The organism is Amycolatopsis umgeniensis (assembly GCF_014205155.1).
In the GTDB taxonomy this organism is placed as follows: Bacteria; Actinomycetota; Actinomycetes; order Mycobacteriales; family Pseudonocardiaceae; genus Amycolatopsis; species Amycolatopsis umgeniensis.
The window spans coordinates 1190993-1212206 of sequence record NZ_JACHMX010000001.1 but is presented as its reverse complement, the minus strand read 5'-3'; the positions used below and the strand labels follow the sequence as shown (position 1 = coordinate 1212206).

Here is a 21214-nt window from a genome sequence, read left to right as displayed (position 1 = left end):
GGGCCGCGTAGGATATCTGTTAGCGCAGTGGGTTCGCGCTACTCTTTCCCCCGGTTCGCTCAGCGTCCGGGTCAGGGGGTCGCGCACCGGATGTGGTGATGCTCGCGGTCGTTCCCTGTGGACGTTTGCTTCTGTGGTCACCTCATGCCGGAAGAGCCCATGGTGCCCTAACCGCAAACCCACTACTTCCCATCCACCGGAGCAACCCGCCTAATGACGACCGACACCGCCACCGCCCCGACCGCCCCCACTGGGCCCCAGCAAGTCGCTATCAACGACATCGGGTCGGAGGAAGACTTCCTCGCAGCGATCGACAAGACGATCAAGTACTTCAACGATGGCGACATCGTTGAGGGCACCATCGTCAAGGTTGACCGTGACGAGGTCCTGCTCGACATCGGCTACAAGACCGAGGGTGTCATCCCCTCGCGTGAGCTCTCCATCAAGCACGATGTCGACCCGGCTGAGGTTGTCACCGTCGGCGATGAGGTCGAAGCCCTGGTCCTCCAGAAGGAGGACAAGGAAGGCCGTCTGATCCTGTCCAAGAAGCGTGCGCAGTACGAGCGCGCCTGGGGCACGATCGAGGAGCTCAAGGAGAAGGACGAGCCCGTCAAGGGCACCGTCATCGAGGTCGTCAAGGGCGGCCTCATCCTGGACATCGGCCTGCGCGGCTTCCTGCCCGCGTCGCTGGTCGAGATGCGCCGTGTGCGCGACCTGCAGCCGTACGTCGGCCGCGAGCTCGAGGCGAAGATCATCGAGCTGGACAAGAACCGCAACAACGTGGTCCTGTCCCGCCGCGCGTACCTGGAGCAGACCCAGTCCGAGGTGCGCAGCGAGTTCCTCAACGCGCTCGCCAAGGGCCAGGTCCGCAAGGGCGTCGTGTCGTCCATCGTCAACTTCGGTGCCTTCGTGGACCTGGGTGGCGTCGACGGCCTGGTGCACGTCTCCGAGCTGTCCTGGAAGCACATCGACCACCCCTCCGAGGTCGTCGAGGTCGGCCAGGAGGTCACGGTCGAGGTTCTGGACGTCGACATGGACCGCGAGCGCGTCTCGCTGTCGCTGAAGGCGACCCAGGAAGACCCGTGGCGTCAGTTCGCCCGCACCCACGCGATCGGCCAGATCGTGCCGGGCAAGGTCACCAAGCTCGTTCCGTTCGGTGCGTTCGTGCGCGTCGAAGAGGGCATCGAGGGCCTGGTGCACATCTCCGAGCTGGCCGAGCGCCACGTGGAGATCCCGGAGCAGGTCGTCCAGGTCAACGGCGACGTGATGGTCAAGGTCATCGACATCGACCTCGAGCGTCGTCGCATCTCGCTCTCGCTGAAGCAGGCGAACGAGGGCGTCACGCCGGAGACCGAGTTCGACCCCACTCAGTACGGCATGGCCGCCGAGTACGACACCGAGGGGAACTACATCTACCCCGAGGGCTTCGACCCGGACACGCAGGAGTGGCAGGAAGGCTTCGACAAGCAGCGTGAGGAGTGGGAGCGTCAGTACGCCGAGGCTCACACCCGCTACGAGGCTCACATGAAGCAGGTCGTGAAGGCCGCCGAGGCCGACGCCGAGGCAGCCGCCGACGCCGCGACCGGTGTCACCAGCAGCGACTCGGGCGAGCAGAGCTACACCTCCGCTCCGGCCGAGGCCAAGAGCGGTGGCACGCTGGCCAGCGACGAGCAGCTCGCGGCTCTCCGCGAGAAGCTGTCGGGCGGCGCGTGATTCAAGCGCTCAGCCACTAGCTGACAGACAGCGGCCCCGGTCCATCACGGACCGGGGCCGCTGTCTTTTTCGCATCCAGAAGACTGAACGCGCACAAGAAACCCCGCATCCAGAGACTGAACGCGGGGAGAGGGGAAGAGTGTCAGGAGGTGGCGGGCCGGACGGCCGGCACCCAGATGCGTTCGAGTGCGGCGGCGCGGGCCTTGCGGCGGAGTCCGGCGAAGCTGTGCTTGGCGGGGACCATGAGCGCGCTCAGCCACGTGCGCCGGTATTCGGCGAGGGCTTCGGCCACGGGGCGATGGAGGACACAGTGCACCAAGCCCGGCGTTCCGAGCCGGTGCCTTCCAGCGTGCTTGCCGTCTGCCATCTTTCCTCCGTGTGGGCTACCTTCGCCGCGCACGGTACGCAATCGAGCCCCCAAATCCGCGTAACCGCCCGGCGTGTCACTCGAAATGGTTGAGTCGCGCGTCACGATGATCTTGCCTTTTGCACCCTTCTGTGCCGGATGTGCCCCTCCGGTGACCCTCAGCGTTCGGCCGGGATGCCGCCACTAGGCTGATCGTCATGCTGCGTGTGGGCCTGACCGGCGGGATCGGCGCCGGAAAATCGACGGTGGCGAACCGGCTTGCCGAGCACGGTGCCGTCCTCATCGACTCCGACAAGATCGCCAGGGAGGTCGTCGAGCCGGGGACGCCGGGGCTCGCCGAGCTCGTCGACGCGTTCGGAGGAGACATCCTCGCGTCCGACGGTGCGCTCGACCGCGCCGCGCTCGCCGCCAAGGCGTTCGCCGACGAAGAGTCCCGCAAGCGGCTGAACTCGATCGTCCATCCGAGGGTCGGCGCCCGTACGGCCGAGTTGATGGCGGAAGCGGCACCGGACGCGATCATCGTCCACGACATCCCGCTGCTGGTCGAAGGCGGCCTCGCGCCGATGTACCACCTCGTCGTGATGGTCGACGCCCCGGAAGAGGTCCGGGTCCGACGTCTGGTCGAGGCGCGGGGGATGGCCGAGAACGACGCGCGCGCCCGGATCAAGGCGCAGGCCACGACCGATCAGCGCCGCGCGGTGGCCGACGTCTGGTTCGACAACAGCGGAGCGCCCGACATCGTGCTCGCCGACGTCGACGCGTTGTGGGCGGACAGGCTGACCCCGTTCGAGGCGAACGTGCGGCTCCGCAAGCCGCGGGCGCCGATGTCGCCGAAGATCGCGCGGTACGACGAGACGTGGCCGGCACAGGCCGAGCGGGCGCTCGCGCGGATCCGCGTGGTGGTGGGGGACAACGCCGTACGGGTCGATCACATCGGTTCGACGTCCGTGCCGGGGCTGCCCGCCAAGGACATCCTCGACCTCCAGCTGACGGTGTCGACTCTGGCCAAGGCCGACGAGCTGGCCGACGCCTTGTCCGACGCGGGTTTCCCGCGGGCGGAGGGCGAGTGGTTCGACGACGCGCAAGGCGAAGAGGGCACCTGGCCGAAGCGGTTCCACTTCGGTGGTGACCCGCGTCGTCCGGTCAACCTGCACGTCCGTTCCCAGGAGACGCCTGCCTGGCGGCTCGCGCTGCTGTTCCCGGAATGGCTGCGCCGGAACCCGGACGAGCGCGACGCCTACGCGGCTGTCAAGAACGCCATGGCCGCGAAGCACGCCGGCGACGGGACCGTCGAGCGGTACACCGACGAGAAGCAGGTCTGGGTCGACGCGGCCTTCACGCGGGCCGACGTGTGGGCCGGGTCGTCCGGCTGGACGCCCTAGACCCGGAATTCCCGCAGGCCGGGCCACGCCGTCGCCCAGGATTCGGTGTGGCCGGTGACCAGCCAGATCGGCATCCCGCCGCTCACGTTGCGGACGCCGAGCGCGTTGTCGACGTGGGAAACGATCCGGGCGTCGGTGAACGAACGCAGCAGCCGCGCCGGATCGGGCCCGACGAACAGCACGCTGTCCGCGGTCTCGGGCGGACGGCCGAAGTACCAGAAACCCCGGCTGGGGCTGTACACGGCGGGGAGCCCGTAGTCGGCGCCGTACCGGTCCAAGGCCCCGGCCTGCCAGTACCCGGCCGTGACGAGCGTGGTGCGTGCCCGCTGCTCCGGCGGGAGCCGGTGATAGGCGTCCGCGACCGAACGGGCGAGGTCCGGCCAGCCGATCTCCTCCAGCGCGTACGCCGGACGCGGGACGTCCCGGCCCTCCGCGATCCAGGTGACGGGCCACACCGGCAACGCGTAGGGAAGGGTGTACAGCGCGGAAAGCAGGAACACCGGCCAGGTCGGGATCCAGCGGAACCACGAGGAGGGTTTCAACTGTCCGAAGTGGACTGCCGCGCCCGCCCACAGGACACCGAACATGCCCGCCGCGTAGTAGTAGCGGCCGTTGGACAGGATGAACAGCGCGATCACGCCGACGGCTGTCCAGCCGAGGAAACGGTATTCGCGCAGCTTGGCCGAGAACAGCAGAACCCAGAGTCCATAAAGGACGCCGACGACCCCGATGCCGAGCCCGGCCCCGGTCAGCAGGGCGGGCAGGAACCCGGCGCGGCCGCTCCAGCCACCCGTGGTCTCGTGCGCGATGACGTCGCCCATCTCCAGTTGCGGCCAGCCGTTCGCGGCCTGCCACCACAGCGTGGGCACGAGCGACACCGCGGCGATCCCCGCGCCGAGCCAGAGTTTGGGCCTGCGCAAGAGATCCCGGGGGCCGAAGACGAGGATCGCGACCCCGGCGGCGACCCAGAACGTCGCGATGAGGAGTTTGACGTTCAGCGCGACGGCGGTGGCGACGCCCAGCCACAGCAACAGGTTGTCGTCACGCGTCCGCATCCACCGCACGAGCAGCCACGCGATGAGCGCCCACAAGGCCGGGTCGATCGTCGAGGTGGCCAGGTAATGCCCGCTCCCGATGAACTGCCCGCAGATCGCGTACGCGGCGGCGGCACGGGTCTGCGCCCGGCGGTCGCCGCCCATCTCATGGGCGATGAGCCCGGTGAACACCACACCGGCGGCCGTCGCGAGGACCGCGGGGAGGCGGAACACGAAGACGTTGCCCGGCGCGAGCCAGTCCATCGCCAGCGCCAGGAAGGGGAGCACCGGTGGCTGGTCGGCGTAACCCCAGGCCAGCCGCTTGCCCGCGGAGAGGAAGTACAGTTCGTCGCCGAAGTAGCCGTACCGCCACGCCGTCGCCAGCAGGACCGCCGCGGCCGCGGCGGCGAGCAGCGCCACCGGGAGCCGGGCGAAAGCGGTGCCGGACGCGGTCGGTGTTTCGGCCGCGCTGGCGGCTTCCATCCATTCCTCGCAGATCCCTCGGGGTGCCGGTCCCCTCGCACCCTACGTGCCACCGGCGTGGCGCGTCGGTCGTGAGCGGACCGACCAGACTCAGAAGCCCCAGTCCGTGAGTCTCGGCCACACCTCGTCCCAAGTCCCGTTCCGCCCCGTGGCCAGCCAGATCTTCATACCCTGACTCGAATTCGGCACCCCGGCCCGGTTGTCGAGCGCGCCGATCTCGCGCACCCGCGTGAAGTACGGCACAAGCACCGAAGCGTCGTTCCCGACGAAAAGGATGTCCCGCGCCGATTCCGGCGGCCTCGGCAACGTCGCGTAGCCGCGGTTGGGGCTCGACGGCGAGGGAAGGCCCAGTTCCGGTCCATAGTGGTCGATGGCACTGGCCTGCCAGTACTTCGCCGCGATGATGCCGGTACCGGACGGATCGGGAACGGCGCGGTACGCCTGCGCGACCGACTCCGTGATCTCCCGCCAGCCGATCTCCTCGTCGGCGAGGAGCGGCCGCGCCCAGGCCGGGGTGCTCGCGACCGACGAACGCGGGAGGACCGGAAGCGTCTGCGGGATCGCGATCACCGCCGCCAGGACGTAGACCGGCCAGGTGGCGATCCAGCGCCAGTACTTCGACGCCTGACCCGCTTCGATCTCCACCGCGGCGGCGGCGAACAGCGGGGCGAACATCCCGGCCGCGTAGTAGTAACGCCCGTTCGCCGCCAGGAACAGGGCGAGTACGCCGAGCGCGGTCCAGCCCAGGAAGCGATACGGCCGCAGCCGTTCGGAGCGCAGCAGCCGCCACAGCCCGTAGCAGACGAGGACCATTCCCACCGGGACGCCCGCGGTCATCACCAGCGTCGGCACGAACGTGACCCGCCCGCCCCAGCCCGCCGAGACCTCCTCGGAGATCGCCACACCCATCGTCAGCTGTGGCCACCCGTTCGCGGCCTGCCAGACGAGGGTGGGCGCGATCATCGCGGCGGCGATCAGGGCGCCGAGCCAGAGCGCCGGACGGCGGAGGAGGTCGCGGGGCCCGAAGGCCACCGCGGCGACCAGCGCGACGGCCCAGAAGGCCCCGATGAGGAACTTCGTGTTCAGCGCGAACCCCGTCACCACGCCGCTCCAGAGCAGGAGCCCGTCCGCGCGGGTGCGCACCCACCGGACGAGCAGCCAGCTCAGCAGCGTCCACAGGAACGGGTCGATGGTGCTGGTCGCCAGGTAGTGCCCGCCGCCGAGCATCTGGACGGACACCGCGAAGGTCACCGCCGCGATCACCTGCGCCTTGCGGCCGCCGCCCAGTTCCCTGGCGATCAACGCGGTCAGCACGACCCCGGCGACCATCGCCAGCATCGCCGGGATCCGCAGGACGAAGGGTGAATCGGCGCCGAACGTGTCCATCAGCCGGGCCAGAAGCGGGAGCAGCGGCGGCTGGTCGGCATACCCCCAGTCCAGATGGCGGCCCGCCGCCAGGAAGTACAGCTCGTCGCCGAAGTAGCCGTAGCGGCCCGCCGTGGCCGCGAGTACCGCCCCCATCGCCCCGGCGATCGCCAGTACCGGTGTCCTGGCGAACGGCGCGACCCCCGCGCTTTCTCGTTCGCCGTACCGCTCTCGGAGTCCCTCGGCCTCGATGACCACGGGTATCCGCCCCCCTCTCGATCGGTTTCGCTCGTGATCGAGGGTCCCGCGAGGCTGTTCCTCCGGTAATCGTCCGGCCGGTCAGGTTCCTTTCATCAAAGGGATGAGCCGGAATCAACCGTTCGGTGGATGCCGACCGGTCAATGCCGTCGCCAGGCTAGCGTGACGTCCTTTGTGGACAGCCAGCCGCGCAGGTCGTGGCCGTGGGTGGCCAGCCCGTCCACGGTCGTGTGGCTGACACCGAGCGCGCGTTCGCCGTCGGCGGGGGAGATCAGCCCGGTGGTGACCGCGGTGAGGAGTTCGTCGGTGTCGATCACCTCGACGGATTTCTTGTCCCGCAGGACGAGATCGAGATAGAGGTCGGTGGCGACCCAGACACCGTCTTCACGGCGGACGTCGACGACGTCGAGGTAGAAGTCCTGATCGCGTTCGTAACCGGGGTTGAACCAGAAATCGGTGATCCGCAGGCCCAAGTCCGGCAGCAGCCAGGACTCGAGGTAGTGGAACTGCCTCCGGCCCGGGGCCGGCCGCGCCATGTAGAGGCCGAAGGGCTCTTCGCGGTATTCCTCGACGTCCCTCACGACGCCCTTGGGATCCGTGTTGGTCTTCGCGGCCGGATCGAAGTACTCGACCTTGGGTGGGTGCAGCGCGGTCATGCGCCCATCTTGGAAGGCCGTGGCGCTCGCGGCCACCGCCCAACCGGGTGGACGATCACGGTTCAGAGGTTTCCCGGGAGTAGTGCGCCAGGGGCGGATAGGGTGCGCTGGTTCCGCCATAGGGGTGACTGGGGAGACAACGCATGTTCGGCATCATCAGGCCTTGCCGCCACCGGCTTTCCGCGGGTCTGCACGCGGATTGGCTCGCTCATCTGTGCGGCCTCTGCCTGGCGTTGCGCGATGAACACGGACATCTCGCCCGAATGGTGACGAACTATGACGGCTTGATCATTTCGGCGCTCGTCGAGGCCCAGTCGCCGCGTGCGGAGGGAAGGCGCGACGCCGGCCCTTGCCCGCTTCGGGCGATGAAGGGAACGTCGGTCGCGAAGGGCGGCGGTGCCCAGCTCGCGGCGGCCGTCTCCTTGGTGCTGGCTTCGGCCAAGATCAGCGACCACGTCGAAGACCGTGACGGCGCGTTCGCACGGCGTTCCGTGTCTCTGGCCGCGAAGCGGGTGGCGACGCGCTGGGCGGACCAGGGAAGCCGCACGGGCACCCGGATCGGCTTCGACACGGCGGTCCTGACCGAGGCCGTCGACAGGCAGGGCGAGATCGAACGCGCCGTCCGCCTCGGTGATTCGGCCGTGCTCGCCACCGAACCCGCCGAACTGGCGACGTCCGCCGCGTTCGCGCACACCGCCGTGCTGGCGGGCCGCCCGGAGAACGCCGCGCCGCTGGCCGAGGCCGGACGCCTGTTCGGCAGGGCCGCGCATCTGCTCGACGCCGTCGAGGACCTCGCCGAGGACGAGGCCGCCGGCGCGTGGAACCCGCTGACGGCCACCGGGACCGGGCTCGCCGAGGCGCGGCGGCTGTGCGACGACGCCGTCCTCGGCGTCGAGCTCGCCCTTCGCGAAGTGAGGTTCGCTCAACCCACCCTGGTCCACGCGTTGCTGGTGCACGAACTGCGTCAGGCGGTGCGGCGTGCCTTCGGCCACGGCCCGCAGCAGCCCCCGCCGGGGTGGATCGGGCCCGGACCTCGACCGCAACAGCATCCGCATCAGCCCTATCCGCCTCAGCAGGGCGGTCACCGGCCGCCGCCTCCACCGGAGGGCGCTCCCGGCGGCGGAGGTCCGCCCCAGGAGCCGCCGAAGAAGAAGGGCAAACACGGCGGGGGCCCGCCGGTCGACGGCCAGGGCGGCGGCTGCTGGGTGCCGAAGTTCCGGGTGCCAGCCCAGCCGAGGGGCGCCTTCTTCGGCTGCGCCGTGGCGACCTACATGTGCTGTTCGTGCCAGTTCTGCTGCCGCGATCCCTATCCGGGACCGTGGAGCGGGAAACCGCACGCGTCCTGCGACTGCGACTGTGATTGCTGTGACTGCTGTTCCTGCTGTGACTGTTCCTGCTGAGCCGACCAGGCGAACCGGAAACTGTCGGACCTTGCGCCTACTCTGGTTCCCGTGGCTTTCGCATCCGAACACCCCGTACTCGCCCAGTCGGACCACCGGCCCGTCACCGAGATCCCCCGGACAGGCGGCCGGTTCGAGGTCGTCAGTGACTACAAGCCCGCCGGCGACCAGCCGGCGGCCATCGACGAGCTCGAACGCCGGGTCAACTCGGGCGAGCGGGACGTCGTGCTGCTGGGCGCCACGGGTACCGGCAAGTCGGCGACGACGGCCTGGCTGATCGAGCGCGTCCAGCGTCCGACGCTGGTGATGGCGCCGAACAAGACGCTCGCCGCGCAGCTGGCGAACGAGCTGAGGGAGCTGTTCCCGCACAACGCGGTCGAGTACTTCGTCAGTTACTACGACTACTACCAGCCCGAGGCGTACATCGCGCAGACGGACACCTACATCGAGAAGGACTCGTCGATCAACGACGACGTCGAGCGGCTGCGGCACTCGGCGACGATGAACCTGCTGTCCCGGCGTGACGTCATCGTGGTCGCGAGTGTCTCGTGCATCTACGGCCTCGGCACACCGCAGTCGTACCTGGACCGGTCTTCGAAGCTGAAGGTCGGCGAGCAACTCGACCGTGACGTCTTCCTCCGCGCACTGGTGGACGTGCAGTACACCCGCAACGACATCGCCTTCGCGCGCGGCACGTTCCGCGCCCGCGGCGACACGGTCGAGATCATCCCGGCGTACGAGGAGCTGGCGATCCGCGTCGAGTTCTTCGGCGACGAGATCGAGAAGCTGTACTACCTGCACCCGCTCACCGGCGACATCGTGAAAGAGGTCGACGAGGTCCGCATCTTCCCGGCCACGCACTACGTCGCGGGTCCGGAGCGGATGGAGAAGGCCATCCACGGCATCGAGGCCGAGCTGGAGCAGCGGCTGGCCGAGCTGGAGAAGCAGGGCAAGCTGCTCGAGGCGCAGCGGCTGCGGATGCGCACCGCGTACGACATCGAGATGATGCGCCAGGTCGGGTTCTGCTCCGGCATCGAGAACTACTCGCGGCATATCGACGGCCGCGAGGCCGGGACGGCGCCCGCCACGCTGATCGACTACTTCCCGGACGACTTCCTGCTGGTCATCGACGAGTCGCACCAGACGGTCCCGCAGATCGGCGGCATGTTCGAAGGCGACATGTCGCGGAAGCGGAACCTGGTCGAGTTCGGGTTCCGGCTGCCCAGCGCGGTCGACAACCGGCCGCTGACCTGGGAGGAGTTCAGCGACCGGATCGGCCAGACGGTGTACCTGTCGGCGACGCCGGGGCCGTACGAGATGGGGCAGGCGGGCGGCGAGTTCGTCGAGCAGGTCATCCGGCCCACCGGCCTCGTCGACCCGAAGGTGGTCGTGAAGCCCACCGAGGGCCAGATCGACGACCTGGTGCACGAGATCCGCGATCGGGCCGAGAAGGACGAACGCGTCCTGGTCACCACGCTCACCAAGAAGATGTCGGAGGATCTCACCGACTACCTGCTCGAGCTGGGGATCCGGGTGCGGTACCTGCACTCCGAGGTGGACACGCTTCGCCGGATCGAGCTGCTGCGGCAGCTGCGCGCGGGCGATTTCGACGTACTCGTCGGCATCAACCTGCTCCGTGAGGGTCTCGACCTGCCCGAGGTCTCGCTGGTCGCGATCCTCGACGCGGACAAGGAGGGTTTCCTCCGCAGTGGCACGTCGCTGATCCAGACGATCGGCCGCGCGGCGCGAAACGTGTCGGGCGAGGTGCACATGTACGCGGACAAGATCACCGACTCGATGCAGCACGCCATCGACGAGACCGATCGCCGTCGCGCCAAGCAGGTTGCCTACAACGAGGAACGCGGTGTCGACCCGCAGCCGCTGCGGAAGAAGATCGCCGACATCCTGGATCGCGTCTACAGCGAGGCCGAGGACTCGGAGGAGACGGTCGCCGTCGGCGGTTCGGGCCGGAACGCCTCGCGTGGCAAGAAGCCCGAGCAGGGTGACAGGGTGCGCAGCTCCGGGATGCTCGTCGACAAGGACGTCTCCGGGATGCCGCGAGCCCAGCTGGCCGACCTCATCCAGCAGATGACCGACCAGATGATGCAGGCCGCGCGCGACCTTCAGTTCGAGCTGGCCGCCCGGCTGCGGGACGAGGTCTCGGACCTGAAGAAGGAGCTTCGCGGCATGGACGCAGCGGGCATCAAGTAACCCGCGACGCGGAACTCGCGTGATCGCCCTCTGATCACGCGAGTTCCGCCTCTGATCACGTGAGTTCGCCCTCTGATCACGTCGGTTCGCCTGTCCCGCCCGAACACGCCACCTCTGCCTTTCGGCCCCGGAAGGTGGTGTTGCGAAAGCCACTTTCGCAACGTTGAAGGTTGTGAAAGTGGCTTTCGCAACGCCTTCCGGCGGGACCGCGTGGCTGGTTGGCGGCCCGGTCAGAGGCGCGGGCGGTGCCGCAGGCTCAGGTCCGCGTCGAAGTCCGGGAAGCCGGCCGGCACCGAACGGGTGGTCACCCCGGGCGAAACCGGGGGTAGCCCCGCCCAGCGCCGCACGCTGTTCGTGGCTTCGGCGGCCTGAGCCGCCGGGAGCTGCGAGATCCGGGCGCCGTGGTTCCCGCCCGGCACGGTGTAGCTGTAGGAGTCCTTCGAGCCGAAGCCGAGCCGGAAGGGTTCGGCACCCCACGGGTCGTTCCCGCCGTAGACGAACAGCAGCCGCTTCCCTTGCGTCTTCACCCAGAAGTCGATGTCCGGCATCGCCAGGTGATCGAACCGCGGGATGTCGACCGATTTCGGCACGAACGTCCGTGACACGTTGGATCCCGGGTAGCGCAGCAGGTCCCGGAGATAGTCTTCGTAGGATTCCGGGGCGCCCAGCTGGTAGGCGGCCTGGAAGTAGTAGGGGACGTAGATCCCGAGGTTCTGGTCGGAGTAGGTGTTGAGGCTCTCGACGCGTTCGAACCACGCGTAGATCTCCGCCGCCGGGGCACCGGCCTTCGGCACCGTCGCGCAGTCCGACTGCTTCTGGTACTGCCAGAAGGCGAAGTACGAGTCGATGACCGAGATCTCCAGCGAGATGTCGGCCGAGCCGACGGTCGTGAACGTGTAGCCGTTCTTGGCCGCGTCGGCGGCGGCGAGCGCCGCGAACTCCGGACGCCGGGTCAGCACGTCGCGCTGGATCGCCTTGAGCGCCGAACGGCAGGCCGGATCGTTCCCGACGTTCGCCAGGAACCGGTTGTAGCGGTCGTGCGAGTTGATCACGTCGTTGGGCGCGACGTAGGGGATCGTCGCGTCGACGTCGTTCGGGAAGAACCTACGGAAGTATGTCGCCGTCATCCCGCCCTTGCTGCCGCCGGTCGCGAGCCACTTGCCCGGGTAGAGCCGTTTGAAGGCCTCCACGGCGCGGTGCTGGTCGGCGGCGGCCTGCCAGATGGTCAGCTGCTTGCCCCAGTCCGGCCGGTCCGGTCGCGACGGGGTGAAGAACCGGTATTCCATCGACAGCTGGTTGCCGTCGACGATCTGTGTCGGCTCCGAGCGGTTGGGCGATTCCGACACGTTGTACCCGCTCGTGTACACCACGATCGGCGCGCGGAATTCCTTGTGCAGCAAGGTGAAACGCTGCTGGAAGGTACCGGCGCCCGGCCTGCGGTGGTCGATGGGCTGGGTGTAGGCGAGCTTGAAGAACCGGTACCCGGTGGGCGCCGGATTCTCCGAGACGACGGTCAGGCCGGGTATCCGCCCGAGCGCCTGCTTGATGTCCTCGGGTGCCGCCTGCGCGGCCGGGGTCAGCCCGGCCAGTGTGAGAACGGTGATCGCCAGAACCGACCACGCGGCCGTGAGCTTCCGCATCCATGCCCTCCCCATCGCGACCTTCGAGCGGTCGGATACTCACAGAGTCCCCGCTGGTGGGCAATCGCCTATCCGGACCTCGTCCCGCTGATCGGGACGATTCAGCCGGCGCGGCGGAGCACGCGGTCGACGTAGGCCTTGATGGCCGAGAGCGCTTCAGGCGAACTCCACAGTTCGAGGACGTGGGCGTCGTCGCCGGTGCGGTGTTCGGCGATCCGCTCGTGGAACGGCCGATGCAGCTGCGCCTTCGTATGCGCGTACGCGGCCGCGGGGATCTCGGCGAGTTTCCCGGCCACCTCGATCGCGCGCGGCAGCACTGCCTCGGGCGCGGCCACTTCGTTGACCAGGCCGAGCCGGAGCGCGTCCTCAGGCAGATGGGTCTCGCCGAGGAACGCGAGTTCGGCGAGGATGTCGGCGCCGAACCCGGAACGCAGGATCTCCAGCGCCGCCAACGGGAAAGGGACGCCGACGAGCAGCTCGGTGATCCCGATCCGGCTCGGTCCGTCGGCGAGGACGCGGCGGTCGCAGGCGGCGGCGAGCACCGCCCCGCCGGCGATCGCGTGCCCGTTGACGGCCGCGACCACCGGGCCGGGGAAGCCGAACACCGACAGGAACGCGTCCGACAACGCGGGCAAGAAGTCTTCGACGTAGTCCGCGCCGCCTTCGTGCACCCGCCGCAGGTCGACGCCCGCCGAGAAGATGCCGCCGGTGCCGGTCAGCACGACACCGCGACATCCGCCGAGCTGGACGTCTTCGAGCCGGATGGCCAGCTCCTGACAGAACTCCGTGTCGAGGGTGTTCGCTTTGCCGTGCTGCAGGGTGACGACGGCGATCCCGCCTTCGTCGTCCACGCGGATCGAAGAGGTGGCCATGGGCCGACCGTACCCGAGCCCGCGGAGATCTACAGTGGACCGCTCAGTCCGCGAGGCGCACGGTGATCGTCGGGCTGAAGGAGCGCTTGCGGTTCCAGCCGGACTCGGCGCCGATGCTCAGCTGGATCGCCCGGTCGGCGGGTGCCCAGTAGCCCGTCCGGACGAAGTAGGCGTCCATCGCGCACAGCCTGCTGCAGGACTTGCGGTTGCAGATGGTCTCCCAGCCCCATTGCCTGCCGCTCTCCTCGACGCCGTTGCGGCGGACGAACAGATGGGGATTGCCGATGTCGCGGCAATAGGTGCTGCCCTCGGAGATGTAGAGAACCCCGTCGATCTTGTAGAAACGCTTGTTGTCGAGAAGCGTCACCTGACCCGAAGCGGCGAATCCGACTCTGCCGCCCTTGTCGGCGGTCATCGTCCACGCAAGCGAGAATTCCTGGACCGGGATCTCGAGTGACTGGGTCATGGTCACGTCCCCGCTTTCTGCTCGCGTCGGCACCTTTCCCCTGAAGATAAGGATTTCTCGGGGATCGCCGAAGATGAATGCGAACTTTTCACCCAATGAGTCGATGATCGGAAAAAACCAATGGTCGCATGCGCATGAAACACCGATTACCGGCGCTAATGGGTGAAGGTCGCCACGGCCAGTGAAAACCGGGGCCCACCAGGGAAGCGAATTTCGTCTTCCCGGTGGGCCCCGGTGTTTTTCGAGTACGGAAACGCTCTCAGCTGGTGATGTCCTTCGTCGCGAACCGGCGTCCGGCCAGGAGGAAGAACACCGTTCCGTACAACGCCGCCGACAGCATGCCGTTGGCCATGTTCGTCCAGTCGATGTCGGTCGAGATCAGGTCCATCCACGAGAACGCGAAATGCGTCGGCAGGTAGTCCCGCAGCCCTTCCAGCGCGGTGATCTGGTCGAGGATCTGGGAAACGATCGCGACGATCACCGCACCGCCCACGGCGCCGAGCGGGGCGTCTGTGGCGACCGAGAGCAGCATCGCCAGACCGGCCACCCACGCCAGCTGCAGGATGATGTAGATCGTCGCCAGCCCCATGGCCATCAGGCTGTCGCCGAACGACACCGCGTCCCCGGTCGGGCTGATCGCGTCGCCCGCGCCGTACCAGATGACGCCGACTATCAGCGCCACCAGCGGCAACAGGATCAGCGCGACCGCGGAGAGGATGCCGGAGACGATCGCCTTCTGCCGCAGCACCCGATGCCGGGGGACCGGCATCGCGAGCAGGTACTTCAGGCTCGACCACGACGCCTCGCTCGCGATCGTGTCGCCGTAGAACAGCGCCACGATCATCGGCAGCAGGAACGTCCCGGAGACGAACAGCGCGAGCACCACGAAGTTCGGCGCGCTCGCGGTGGCGAGGTCGACGAAACCGCCGCTGCGGCGGTTCGGATTGGCCTGCCCGATCTCGAAGGCGATCACCAGGATGAACGGCAGCAGCGCGACGAACCCCAGCATGAGCTGGGTCCGGCGCCGTTTGAGCTGCCGTTTCAGCTCGACACCGAGCCGCAGCGTCCGGTCGGCGCGGTACCCCGCCACCGCCCCGTCCGGGCCGACCTCGGTCCGTTCGTGCGACGCGACCTCGGTCAGCTCCAGCAGTGCCGCCGGATCCGTGTGCACTCCGTGATCCGCCCGGGTCGCCGGGTGAGATCCATTGGTCTTACTCACTCTTGGAGTCCTCTCCGACCAGCTGCAGGAACGCGTCTTCCAGCCGTCGCCGCGGCCCGGCCTGCTCGACCGCGACCCCGGCGCGCACGAGGGCGGCGACGGCCTCGGCACGTGCGAGACCGTCGAGATCCGCGTGGACCAGTTCCCCGTCGACGTCGACGCCGGAAACGCCGCCGACCTTCCGCAGCGCTTCGGCCGCTTCGGCGGGCTTGTCGACCCGGAAGGTCGCCTCGCCGCTGGACGCGGCCAGTTCGCCGACCTCACCCGAGGCGACCAGCATGCCGCGGTGCATCACGACCACGTGCGTACAGGTCTGCTCGACCTCGGCCAGCAGGTGGCTCGAGACCACCACGGTGCGCCCGGTCGCCGCGTAACGCTGGAGCACCTCGCGCATCTGGTGGATCTGAGGCGGGTCGAGCCCGTTGGTCGGTTCGTCGAGCACCATGAGCTCCGGCAGGCCGAGCATCGCCTGCGCGATCGCGAGCCGCTGCCGCATGCCCTGGCTATAGGTGCGGACCCGCCGGTTCACCGCGTCGCCGAGTCCGGCGATCTCCAGTGCCTCGGCGAAATGCGCCTTGTCCTCCGGGCGGCCCGTGCTCGCCCAGTACAGTTCCAGGTTTTCCTTGCCGGACAGGTGCGGCAGGAAGCCCGAACCCTCCACAAAGGACCCGATCCTGGACAGTACCGGCGCGCCGGGCGCGATCAAGTGGCCGAACACGCGGATGTGGCCCGCCGTCGGCGTGATCAGCCCCATCAGCATGCGCAGGGTCGTCGTCTTGCCCGCGCCGTTCGGCCCGAGCAGCCCGAGCACCTGGCCGGGTTCGACCCGGAACGACAGGTCCTTCACCGCGACGAAACCGCCCGCGTAGGCCTTGTGCAGGCCTTCGATCACCAGCGGTGTCTTCGACAGGCTCTCGTCGACGTCGTGGGCGCGGCGGCGGCGGAACGCGGCGATCACCGTGATCGCGATACCCGCGAGCAGCGTCCCGGCGATACCCAGCAGCTGCGCGACGGGCGCTCCCGCGCCGACCGACGTGCCGTGGACGACCGGGACTCCCAGCCCTCCGCCGTCCGCCAGCCCGATGCGGAAGACCGCGGGCTCGACCGGAGTCGCGAACGCCTGATCCGTTGTGCCGACGACCAGCCGGAGCGTGTGCCCGGCTTCCAGCGGACGCACGATGCCCGGCAGGGTCACCGTCACCTCGACCGGGCTGCCGTCCGCGGGCAGACCGGAAACGCGGAAGGGCGCGACGGCGTTGGCCGGAAGCGTGCGGACGCCCTCCGAGTTGACGTCGTAGAGCTTCGCGAACAGGACGGCTTCCTTCTGTGGCGGCGCGGCGGAAGGATCCGCGGACACCTGCAGCCGGACCGTGGACGAACCGGCCACGATCGTCTGCTCGCCGAGCGGCGCCGTCGCGAACTGCGCGGCCTGACCGGGCGGGTCGATGCTGAACAGACCGGAAAGCCGGGACGAGCCCGCCACCGCCCCGTTCAACCCAGGGATCCCGCTCACCGCGGCGGGGTTTCCGCCCGCGGGCCGGACGACCGGCTGGGCCGGTCCCTCCAGTGCGAATCGCCGCCGTTCGGTGGCGTCCCCGGTGGCTCCCGGGTACGCGGGCGCGGTGACCGTCCGGACCGAGGGGGCGCCGTTCGCCCGCAGCGTGCCCTGGATGTCGTAGCTGAACCCGGTGCCGGGATCGGTGCCCTGACCGGTCAACGAGAACTTGAGGAAGTCGGCGATCTGCGTCCGCAGCTTCTGCCCGGGCTTCCCGCCGTCGTGGCCGCCGGTGTACCAGATCGTGCGGACCTTGCCGCCCGCCGCGGCGATCTGCCGGGCGGTCGCGTCGGACTGGTCCAAACCGAACAGAGTGTCGCTTTCGCCCTGCACCAGCAGGGTCGGCACGGTGATCTTGTCCGTGACGGACGCGGGCGAGACGCGGCGAAGCAGGTCGACGGTGCGCTGGCTCGCCTTGCCGGTGGTCGCGAGTTCCGTGTAGGCCTGGCAGACGTCGGCGGTGAACCGTCCACAAGGGTCGGCCGGGCCGGGTGCCGGCCGCTGGCCGTTCGGTCCGCCGAGCGGAAGGGACTGAGCCGCGGCACCGGCCGCGGCGGCGCCCTGGGAAGCACCGGACTCGCTCGTCTCGTCACCGGCTTCGGGCGCGTCGTTGGCGGGCGAGCCGCCCTGCGCCGCGCCGGAACCGGCGGAGAAGAAGATGCCCGCCCACGACCTCTTGAAGACGCCGTCCGCGGTGAACGCGCCGGCGGCCGGAGTGGTCGCCGTCGAGGGCGCGGCCGAGGCGGCGTTCGGGAAGAGGCCCTGCGCGAGGTCGTTGTAGGTGATCACCGGCGCGATCGCGTCGACCCGCTTGTCGGTCCCGGCGAGCAGCAGCGAAAGCGCGCCACCGTACGAAGCGCCGGACACGGCCACCTTCGGATCGCCGTTCTCACTGAGGACTTCGGGACGCGCGGCCAGGTTGTCGATCAGCTTCCTGGCGTCGGCGACCTCGCGGTCGGGGTCGTTCAGCGCGATCTTCCCGGTGCTGCGGCCGAAACCGCGCGCGGACCAGGCGAGGACGACGAAACCCTTCTCGGCGAGTTCGCGGGCCTCGGTGGCGACACTGTTCTTGTCACCGCCGAAACCGTGGGCGAGCAGGACGGCGGGGGCGGGGGTCTGCTCGGGGAGGTACGTGGTCGTGTCGATCTTGACGACCTCGGACGAGCCTGGGACTTCAGGCAGGTCAAGGGTCGCTTCCTGGGTTTTGACCGTGGACGGAGCGGGTTCGCTGTTCGTCCACACGACGGCCGCGGCGGCCAGGACCACCACGACCGCGGCGAGCGCGGTGAGCTTCGCGCCTCGCGTACGAGGGAGCGGGATTCGGGGCACGGAATGACCGTATTCGCCCGAAGCTGAGAACGCCTCGCCGAGCTAACACGGACCACACAGCAGGGGGCTGTTGTGACGGGAGTTACACCATCATCTTGGTGACAAGGGCAACCTTAACTGGCGTCATGCGTACAGACAGGTCAAACTGGACCAGCTGTGAGGGGAGTATTCCTTCGCGGCGGTGTCGTCAGCACGGTGGTCTTCACGGGCCCCCGGCACCGTCGGCCGGTCTCGTACCGGCGGAAGAGACCTCCGGTTAGTTGCTGCTGTGCACTATCCGGAGGGTTGGTTACATGTCTGTTCCCCTGTGGCTATGGATCGCCACGGTCGGCGGTCTGCTCGCGCTGATCGCACTCGACCTGGTCATCGTCGATCGCAAGCCGCACGAGGTCACCACCGGCGAAGCCGCGCGGTGGGTCATCTTCTACGTCGCCGTGGCGGTCGCTTTCGGTATCGGTGTCTGGATCTTCGGGGGCCATGACCCCGGCGTCGAATTCTTCACCGGGTACATCACCGAGTACTCGCTGAGCGTCGACAACCTGTTCATCTTCATGATCATCATGACGTCGTTCAAGGTGCCCGCGATCCACCAGCACCGCGTGCTGCTGATCGGCATCCTGCTCGCGCTCGCCATGCGCAGCGTGTTCATCGCCGTGGGCGCCGCGCTGATCGCGCAGTTCGTCTGGGTCTTCTTCCTCTTCGGCGCCGTCCTCATCTGGACCGCGGTGAGCATGGTCCGCAACAAGGACGAGGACGAGGAATACGAAGAGAACGCGCTCACCCGCTGGGTGCGCAAGATCTTCCCGGTCACCGAAGACTGGCACGGCCACAAGTCGTTCGTGAAGAAGGACGGCAAGCGCTGGATCACCCCGATGTTCTTGGTGATCGTCGCGATCGGCAGCGCGGACCTGCTGTTCGCCGTCGACTCGATCCCCGCGATCTTCGGCATCACCCAGGAGGCCTTCCTGGTCTTCACCGCCAACGCGTTCGCGCTGATGGGCCTGCGCCAGCTGTACTTCCTGCTCGGTGGCCTGGTCACCAAGCTGGTGTACCTGTCCTACGGCCTCGCGGTGATCCTCGCCTTCATCGGCGCCAAGCTGTTCCTGCACGCGCTGCACGAGTACCACGTCGTGCCGGACTGGCTGGACATCAACAACTGGGTCTCCCTGGGTGTCATCGTCGTGGTCTTGACCGTGACGACGCTGGCCAGCCTGTCGAAGGCGAAGAAGCTGGAAGCCGCTGAGCAGGACTCTTCAATCAGTAGTTAGAGCTGCTAAGGATCGGGTACCGTCGGGGCTGTGCGTCCCGTTGACATCGAAGCCCTGACGGTCCCCGGCCTTCCCACGCTGCGTGGAGACCTGCTGCTCACCGCTGTGAGCAGGCCTGATCTGAAGACGAACAGCTATCGCGGCGGCCTGTGCGTGGTCGATCCGAGCGGCGGGGAAGGGCCCTGGACCCACGGGACCAAGGACTCCGCCCCCGTCATCTCCCCGGACGGCCGCTGGGTCGCTTTCCTCCGGGCGGGGGATGGCTCCGGGCGCGAGGCCAAGCCGCAGGTGCACGTGATCGCGGCGGGCGGCGGCGACGCGAAGCGGATCACCGACCTGCCCCTCGGCGCGGGTGCCCCGGTCTGGGCGCCCGATTCCCGGCGGATCGCCTTCGTCGCCCGCGTGCCCGAGCCGGGCCGCTACGGCACGGAGAACGCGGACGGCGAAACCCCGGAGCCGGGCGAAGAAGCGCCGCGGCACATCACGAATCTCTTCTACCGGGTCGACGACGCCGGTTTCCTCAACGACCGTCCACAACGTCTGTTCGTCGTGGACGCCGTCGCCGCCCTGGACGAGGCCAAGCCCGCCGATCTCGTGCCGCTGACCGACGACCGGGCCGACGTCGAGCATCCTTCGTGGACGGTCGACGGCGAGTTCGTCCTGATCGTCGCGCCCCGGGACTGGGCCGCCGAGGACACCGTCCGCTCGGACGTCTACGCCGTGCCCGCCGTCGGCGGTGAACCCCGGCTGCTGGTCAGGACCCTGGGCACCGCGGCCACGCCGGTCTCGGCCCCGGACGGTTCGATCCTGTTCTACGGCACCGAATTCCCCGGTATGGAGGAGATCGCCCGCAACACCGGGCTCTGGCACGCGCCGTGGCCTTCCGGTGACGGGCCTTCGCCCGCGCGGCGGCTGACCGAGGTCGAATCGGTGGACTGCGACAACGCGGCCGGCCGTCCGGCCGTGCTCGGTGACGAGGTGCTCGTCGTGGTCCGCACCCGCGGTGCCGCCGAGTTGCGCGCCGTCCCGCTCGACGCCGAACTGGCCGAGCTGAAGTCGTTGCGATACCTGGCGGGCGAGTCCGCGGCGGTGAAGGCGTTCGCCGTCGACGGTGCGCGGATCGCCGCGGTGATCGGGACGCCCGAGAGCGCCGGCGACGTCGTACTGCTTTCGGACGCGGAGCCCCGCGTGCTCACCGACTACTCGAAGGCGTTGCGGGACACCGGGATCCGGCCGCTGGAGGAGCTGGACGCGACCGCGTCCGACGGCTACCCGGTGCACGGCTGGATCGTCCGGCCCGAGGGCGAGGGGCCGCATCCCGTGGTCCTGATGATCCACGGTGGACCGTTCGCGCCGTACGAATGGAAGGTCTTCGACGAGGCGCAGGTGCTTGCCGAGGCGGGCTACGCCGTCGTACTGGGGAATCCGCGCGGTTCCGCGGGCTACGGCGAGAGCCACGGCCGCAGCGTCATCAACGGCTTCGGTACCGTGGACGCGCTGGATCTGCTGACCCTGCTGGACGAAGCGCTCAAGCTGTCCAATTTGGACAGTGATCGCGTCGGCGTGATGGGCGGTTCGTACGGCGGCTTCATGACCAGCTGGCTCGCCGCGCACCACGGCGGGCGGTTCCGCGCCGCGTGGAGCGAGCGCGCCGTCAACGCCTGGGATTCGTTCACCGGCAGTTCCGACATCGGCTGGTTCTTCGCCGGGGGCTACGTCGGCGACGATCCCGACGAGCAGCGCAAGCGCAGCCCGCTTTCGTACGCGGGGAAGATCGACATCCCGTTCATGGTCGCGCACTCCGAGCAGGACTGGCGGTGCCCGCTGGAGCAGGGGCAGCGGATGTACGTGGCGCTCCGGCAAAACGGTGTCCCCGCCGAGTTCCTGCTGTTCCCCGGCGAAGGGCACGAACTCACGCGCTCGGGGCAGCCGCGGCACCGGGTGCAGAGGTTCGACGCCGTCCTGGAGTGGTGGGGCCGGCACCTCTGACCGGGCT

At 68.7% G+C, this 21214-nt stretch carries 15 protein-coding genes; 6 read left to right on the top strand and 9 right to left on the bottom strand.

The window, feature by feature from the left end; genetic code table 11:
* The first annotated feature begins 213 nt into the window (after window positions 1-213).
* The gene (gene rpsA / locus HDA45_RS05210; protein ID WP_184892356.1) at window positions 214-1713 is read left to right on the top strand and encodes a 30S ribosomal protein S1; all 1500 of its coding nucleotides are present in this window, start codon (window positions 214-216) and stop codon (window positions 1711-1713) included.
* A gap of 142 nt (window positions 1714-1855) precedes the next feature.
* On the opposite strand, the gene HDA45_RS05205 is transcribed toward rpsA, so the two are convergent.
* On the bottom strand, window positions 1856-2080 hold the full coding sequence (locus tag HDA45_RS05205; RefSeq protein ID WP_184892354.1) for a hypothetical protein: 225 nt from the start codon (window positions 2078-2080) through the stop codon (window positions 1856-1858).
* A gap of 197 nt (window positions 2081-2277) precedes the next feature.
* Here HDA45_RS05205 and coaE point away from each other — a divergent pair, with 197 nt between their 5' ends.
* Window positions 2278-3462, top strand: coding sequence for a dephospho-CoA kinase (coaE, locus tag HDA45_RS05200; RefSeq protein WP_184892352.1), 1185 nt, complete (start codon window positions 2278-2280; stop codon window positions 3460-3462).
* Here the strand turns inward: coaE and HDA45_RS05195 are convergent.
* The 3 genes from HDA45_RS05195 to HDA45_RS05185 form a co-directional block, all read right to left on the bottom strand.
* A complete protein-coding gene (locus HDA45_RS05195; RefSeq protein ID WP_184892350.1) occupies window positions 3459-4979 on the bottom strand; it encodes an ArnT family glycosyltransferase in 1521 nt (506 codons plus the stop codon). The genes coaE and HDA45_RS05195 overlap by 4 nt on opposite strands.
* Before the next feature lie 90 nt (window positions 4980-5069).
* Window positions 5070-6602 carry a glycosyltransferase family 39 protein gene (locus HDA45_RS05190; RefSeq protein ID WP_184892348.1) on the bottom strand — a complete coding sequence of 511 codons (1533 nt, stop codon included), beginning with the start codon at window positions 6600-6602 and terminating at the stop codon, window positions 5070-5072.
* A gap of 140 nt (window positions 6603-6742) precedes the next feature.
* A complete protein-coding gene (locus HDA45_RS05185; protein WP_184892346.1) occupies window positions 6743-7258 on the bottom strand; it encodes a ribonuclease FAU-1 family protein in 516 nt (171 codons plus the stop codon).
* Window positions 7259-7401: 143 nt separating this feature from the next.
* On the opposite strand from HDA45_RS05185, the gene HDA45_RS05180 reads away from it, so the two are divergent.
* Together HDA45_RS05180 and uvrB are read left to right on the top strand one after the other, a co-directional pair.
* On the top strand, window positions 7402-8658 hold the full coding sequence (locus HDA45_RS05180) for a DUF5685 family protein (protein ID WP_184892345.1): 1257 nt from the start codon (window positions 7402-7404) through the stop codon (window positions 8656-8658).
* A gap of 51 nt (window positions 8659-8709) precedes the next feature.
* Window positions 8710-10869 (top strand): excinuclease ABC subunit UvrB, encoded by a 2160-nt coding sequence (gene uvrB / locus HDA45_RS05175; protein ID WP_343071983.1) that lies wholly within the window; start codon window positions 8710-8712, stop codon window positions 10867-10869.
* Window positions 10870-11099: 230 nt separating this feature from the next.
* On the opposite strand, the gene HDA45_RS05170 is transcribed toward uvrB, so the two are convergent.
* The 5 genes from HDA45_RS05170 to HDA45_RS05150 all read right to left on the bottom strand — a co-directional run bounded on the left by HDA45_RS05170 (window position 11100) and on the right by HDA45_RS05150 (window position 17950).
* On the bottom strand, window positions 11100-12509 hold the full coding sequence (locus tag HDA45_RS05170; protein ID WP_184892343.1) for a S28 family serine protease: 1410 nt from the start codon (window positions 12507-12509) through the stop codon (window positions 11100-11102).
* A gap of 101 nt (window positions 12510-12610) precedes the next feature.
* On the bottom strand, window positions 12611-13381 hold the full coding sequence (locus tag HDA45_RS05165; protein WP_184892341.1) for an enoyl-CoA hydratase/isomerase family protein: 771 nt from the start codon (window positions 13379-13381) through the stop codon (window positions 12611-12613).
* A gap of 43 nt (window positions 13382-13424) precedes the next feature.
* Window positions 13425-13847 (bottom strand): hypothetical protein, encoded by a 423-nt coding sequence (locus HDA45_RS05160; RefSeq protein ID WP_184892339.1) that lies wholly within the window; start codon window positions 13845-13847, stop codon window positions 13425-13427.
* A 259-nt stretch (window positions 13848-14106) separates the two neighbouring features.
* Complete coding sequence (locus tag HDA45_RS05155) at window positions 14107-15066, bottom strand: ABC transporter permease (protein WP_184892337.1); 960 nt, start codon at window positions 15064-15066, stop codon at window positions 14107-14109.
* Window positions 15059-17950, bottom strand: coding sequence for an alpha/beta fold hydrolase (locus HDA45_RS05150; protein WP_184892335.1), 2892 nt, complete (start codon window positions 17948-17950; stop codon window positions 15059-15061). The genes HDA45_RS05155 and HDA45_RS05150 overlap by 8 nt, the downstream gene beginning before the upstream one ends.
* Window positions 17951-18243: 293 nt before the next feature.
* Between HDA45_RS05150 and HDA45_RS05145 the strand changes: the two genes are divergently transcribed.
* A complete protein-coding gene (locus HDA45_RS05145) occupies window positions 18244-19218 on the top strand; it encodes a TerC family protein (protein WP_184892333.1) in 975 nt (324 codons plus the stop codon).
* A gap of 30 nt (window positions 19219-19248) precedes the next feature.
* Window positions 19249-21207 carry an alpha/beta fold hydrolase gene (locus HDA45_RS05140; protein ID WP_184892331.1) on the top strand — a complete coding sequence of 653 codons (1959 nt, stop codon included), beginning with the start codon at window positions 19249-19251 and terminating at the stop codon, window positions 21205-21207.
* Window positions 21208-21214 lie beyond the last annotated feature (7 nt).

Coding starts and splice junctions, on each gene's coding strand:
- HDA45_RS05185 (WP_184892346.1), bottom strand. CDS start 7,258: ATGACCGCGCTGCACCCACCCAAGGTCGAGTACTTCGATCCGGCCGCG.
- rpsA (WP_184892356.1), top strand. CDS start 214: ATGACGACCGACACCGCCACCGCCCCGACCGCCCCCACTGGGCCCCAG.
- HDA45_RS05180 (WP_184892345.1), top strand. CDS start 7,402: ATGTTCGGCATCATCAGGCCTTGCCGCCACCGGCTTTCCGCGGGTCTG.
- HDA45_RS05205 (WP_184892354.1), bottom strand. CDS start 2,080: ATGGCAGACGGCAAGCACGCTGGAAGGCACCGGCTCGGAACGCCGGGC.
- HDA45_RS05160 (WP_184892339.1), bottom strand. CDS start 13,847: ATGACCCAGTCACTCGAGATCCCGGTCCAGGAATTCTCGCTTGCGTGG.
- HDA45_RS05165 (WP_184892341.1), bottom strand. CDS start 13,381: ATGGCCACCTCTTCGATCCGCGTGGACGACGAAGGCGGGATCGCCGTC.
- coaE (WP_184892352.1), top strand. CDS start 2,278: ATGCTGCGTGTGGGCCTGACCGGCGGGATCGGCGCCGGAAAATCGACG.
- HDA45_RS05195 (WP_184892350.1), bottom strand. CDS start 4,979: ATGGAAGCCGCCAGCGCGGCCGAAACACCGACCGCGTCCGGCACCGCT.
- HDA45_RS05170 (WP_184892343.1), bottom strand. CDS start 12,509: ATGCGGAAGCTCACGGCCGCGTGGTCGGTTCTGGCGATCACCGTTCTC.
- HDA45_RS05145 (WP_184892333.1), top strand. CDS start 18,244: ATGTCTGTTCCCCTGTGGCTATGGATCGCCACGGTCGGCGGTCTGCTC.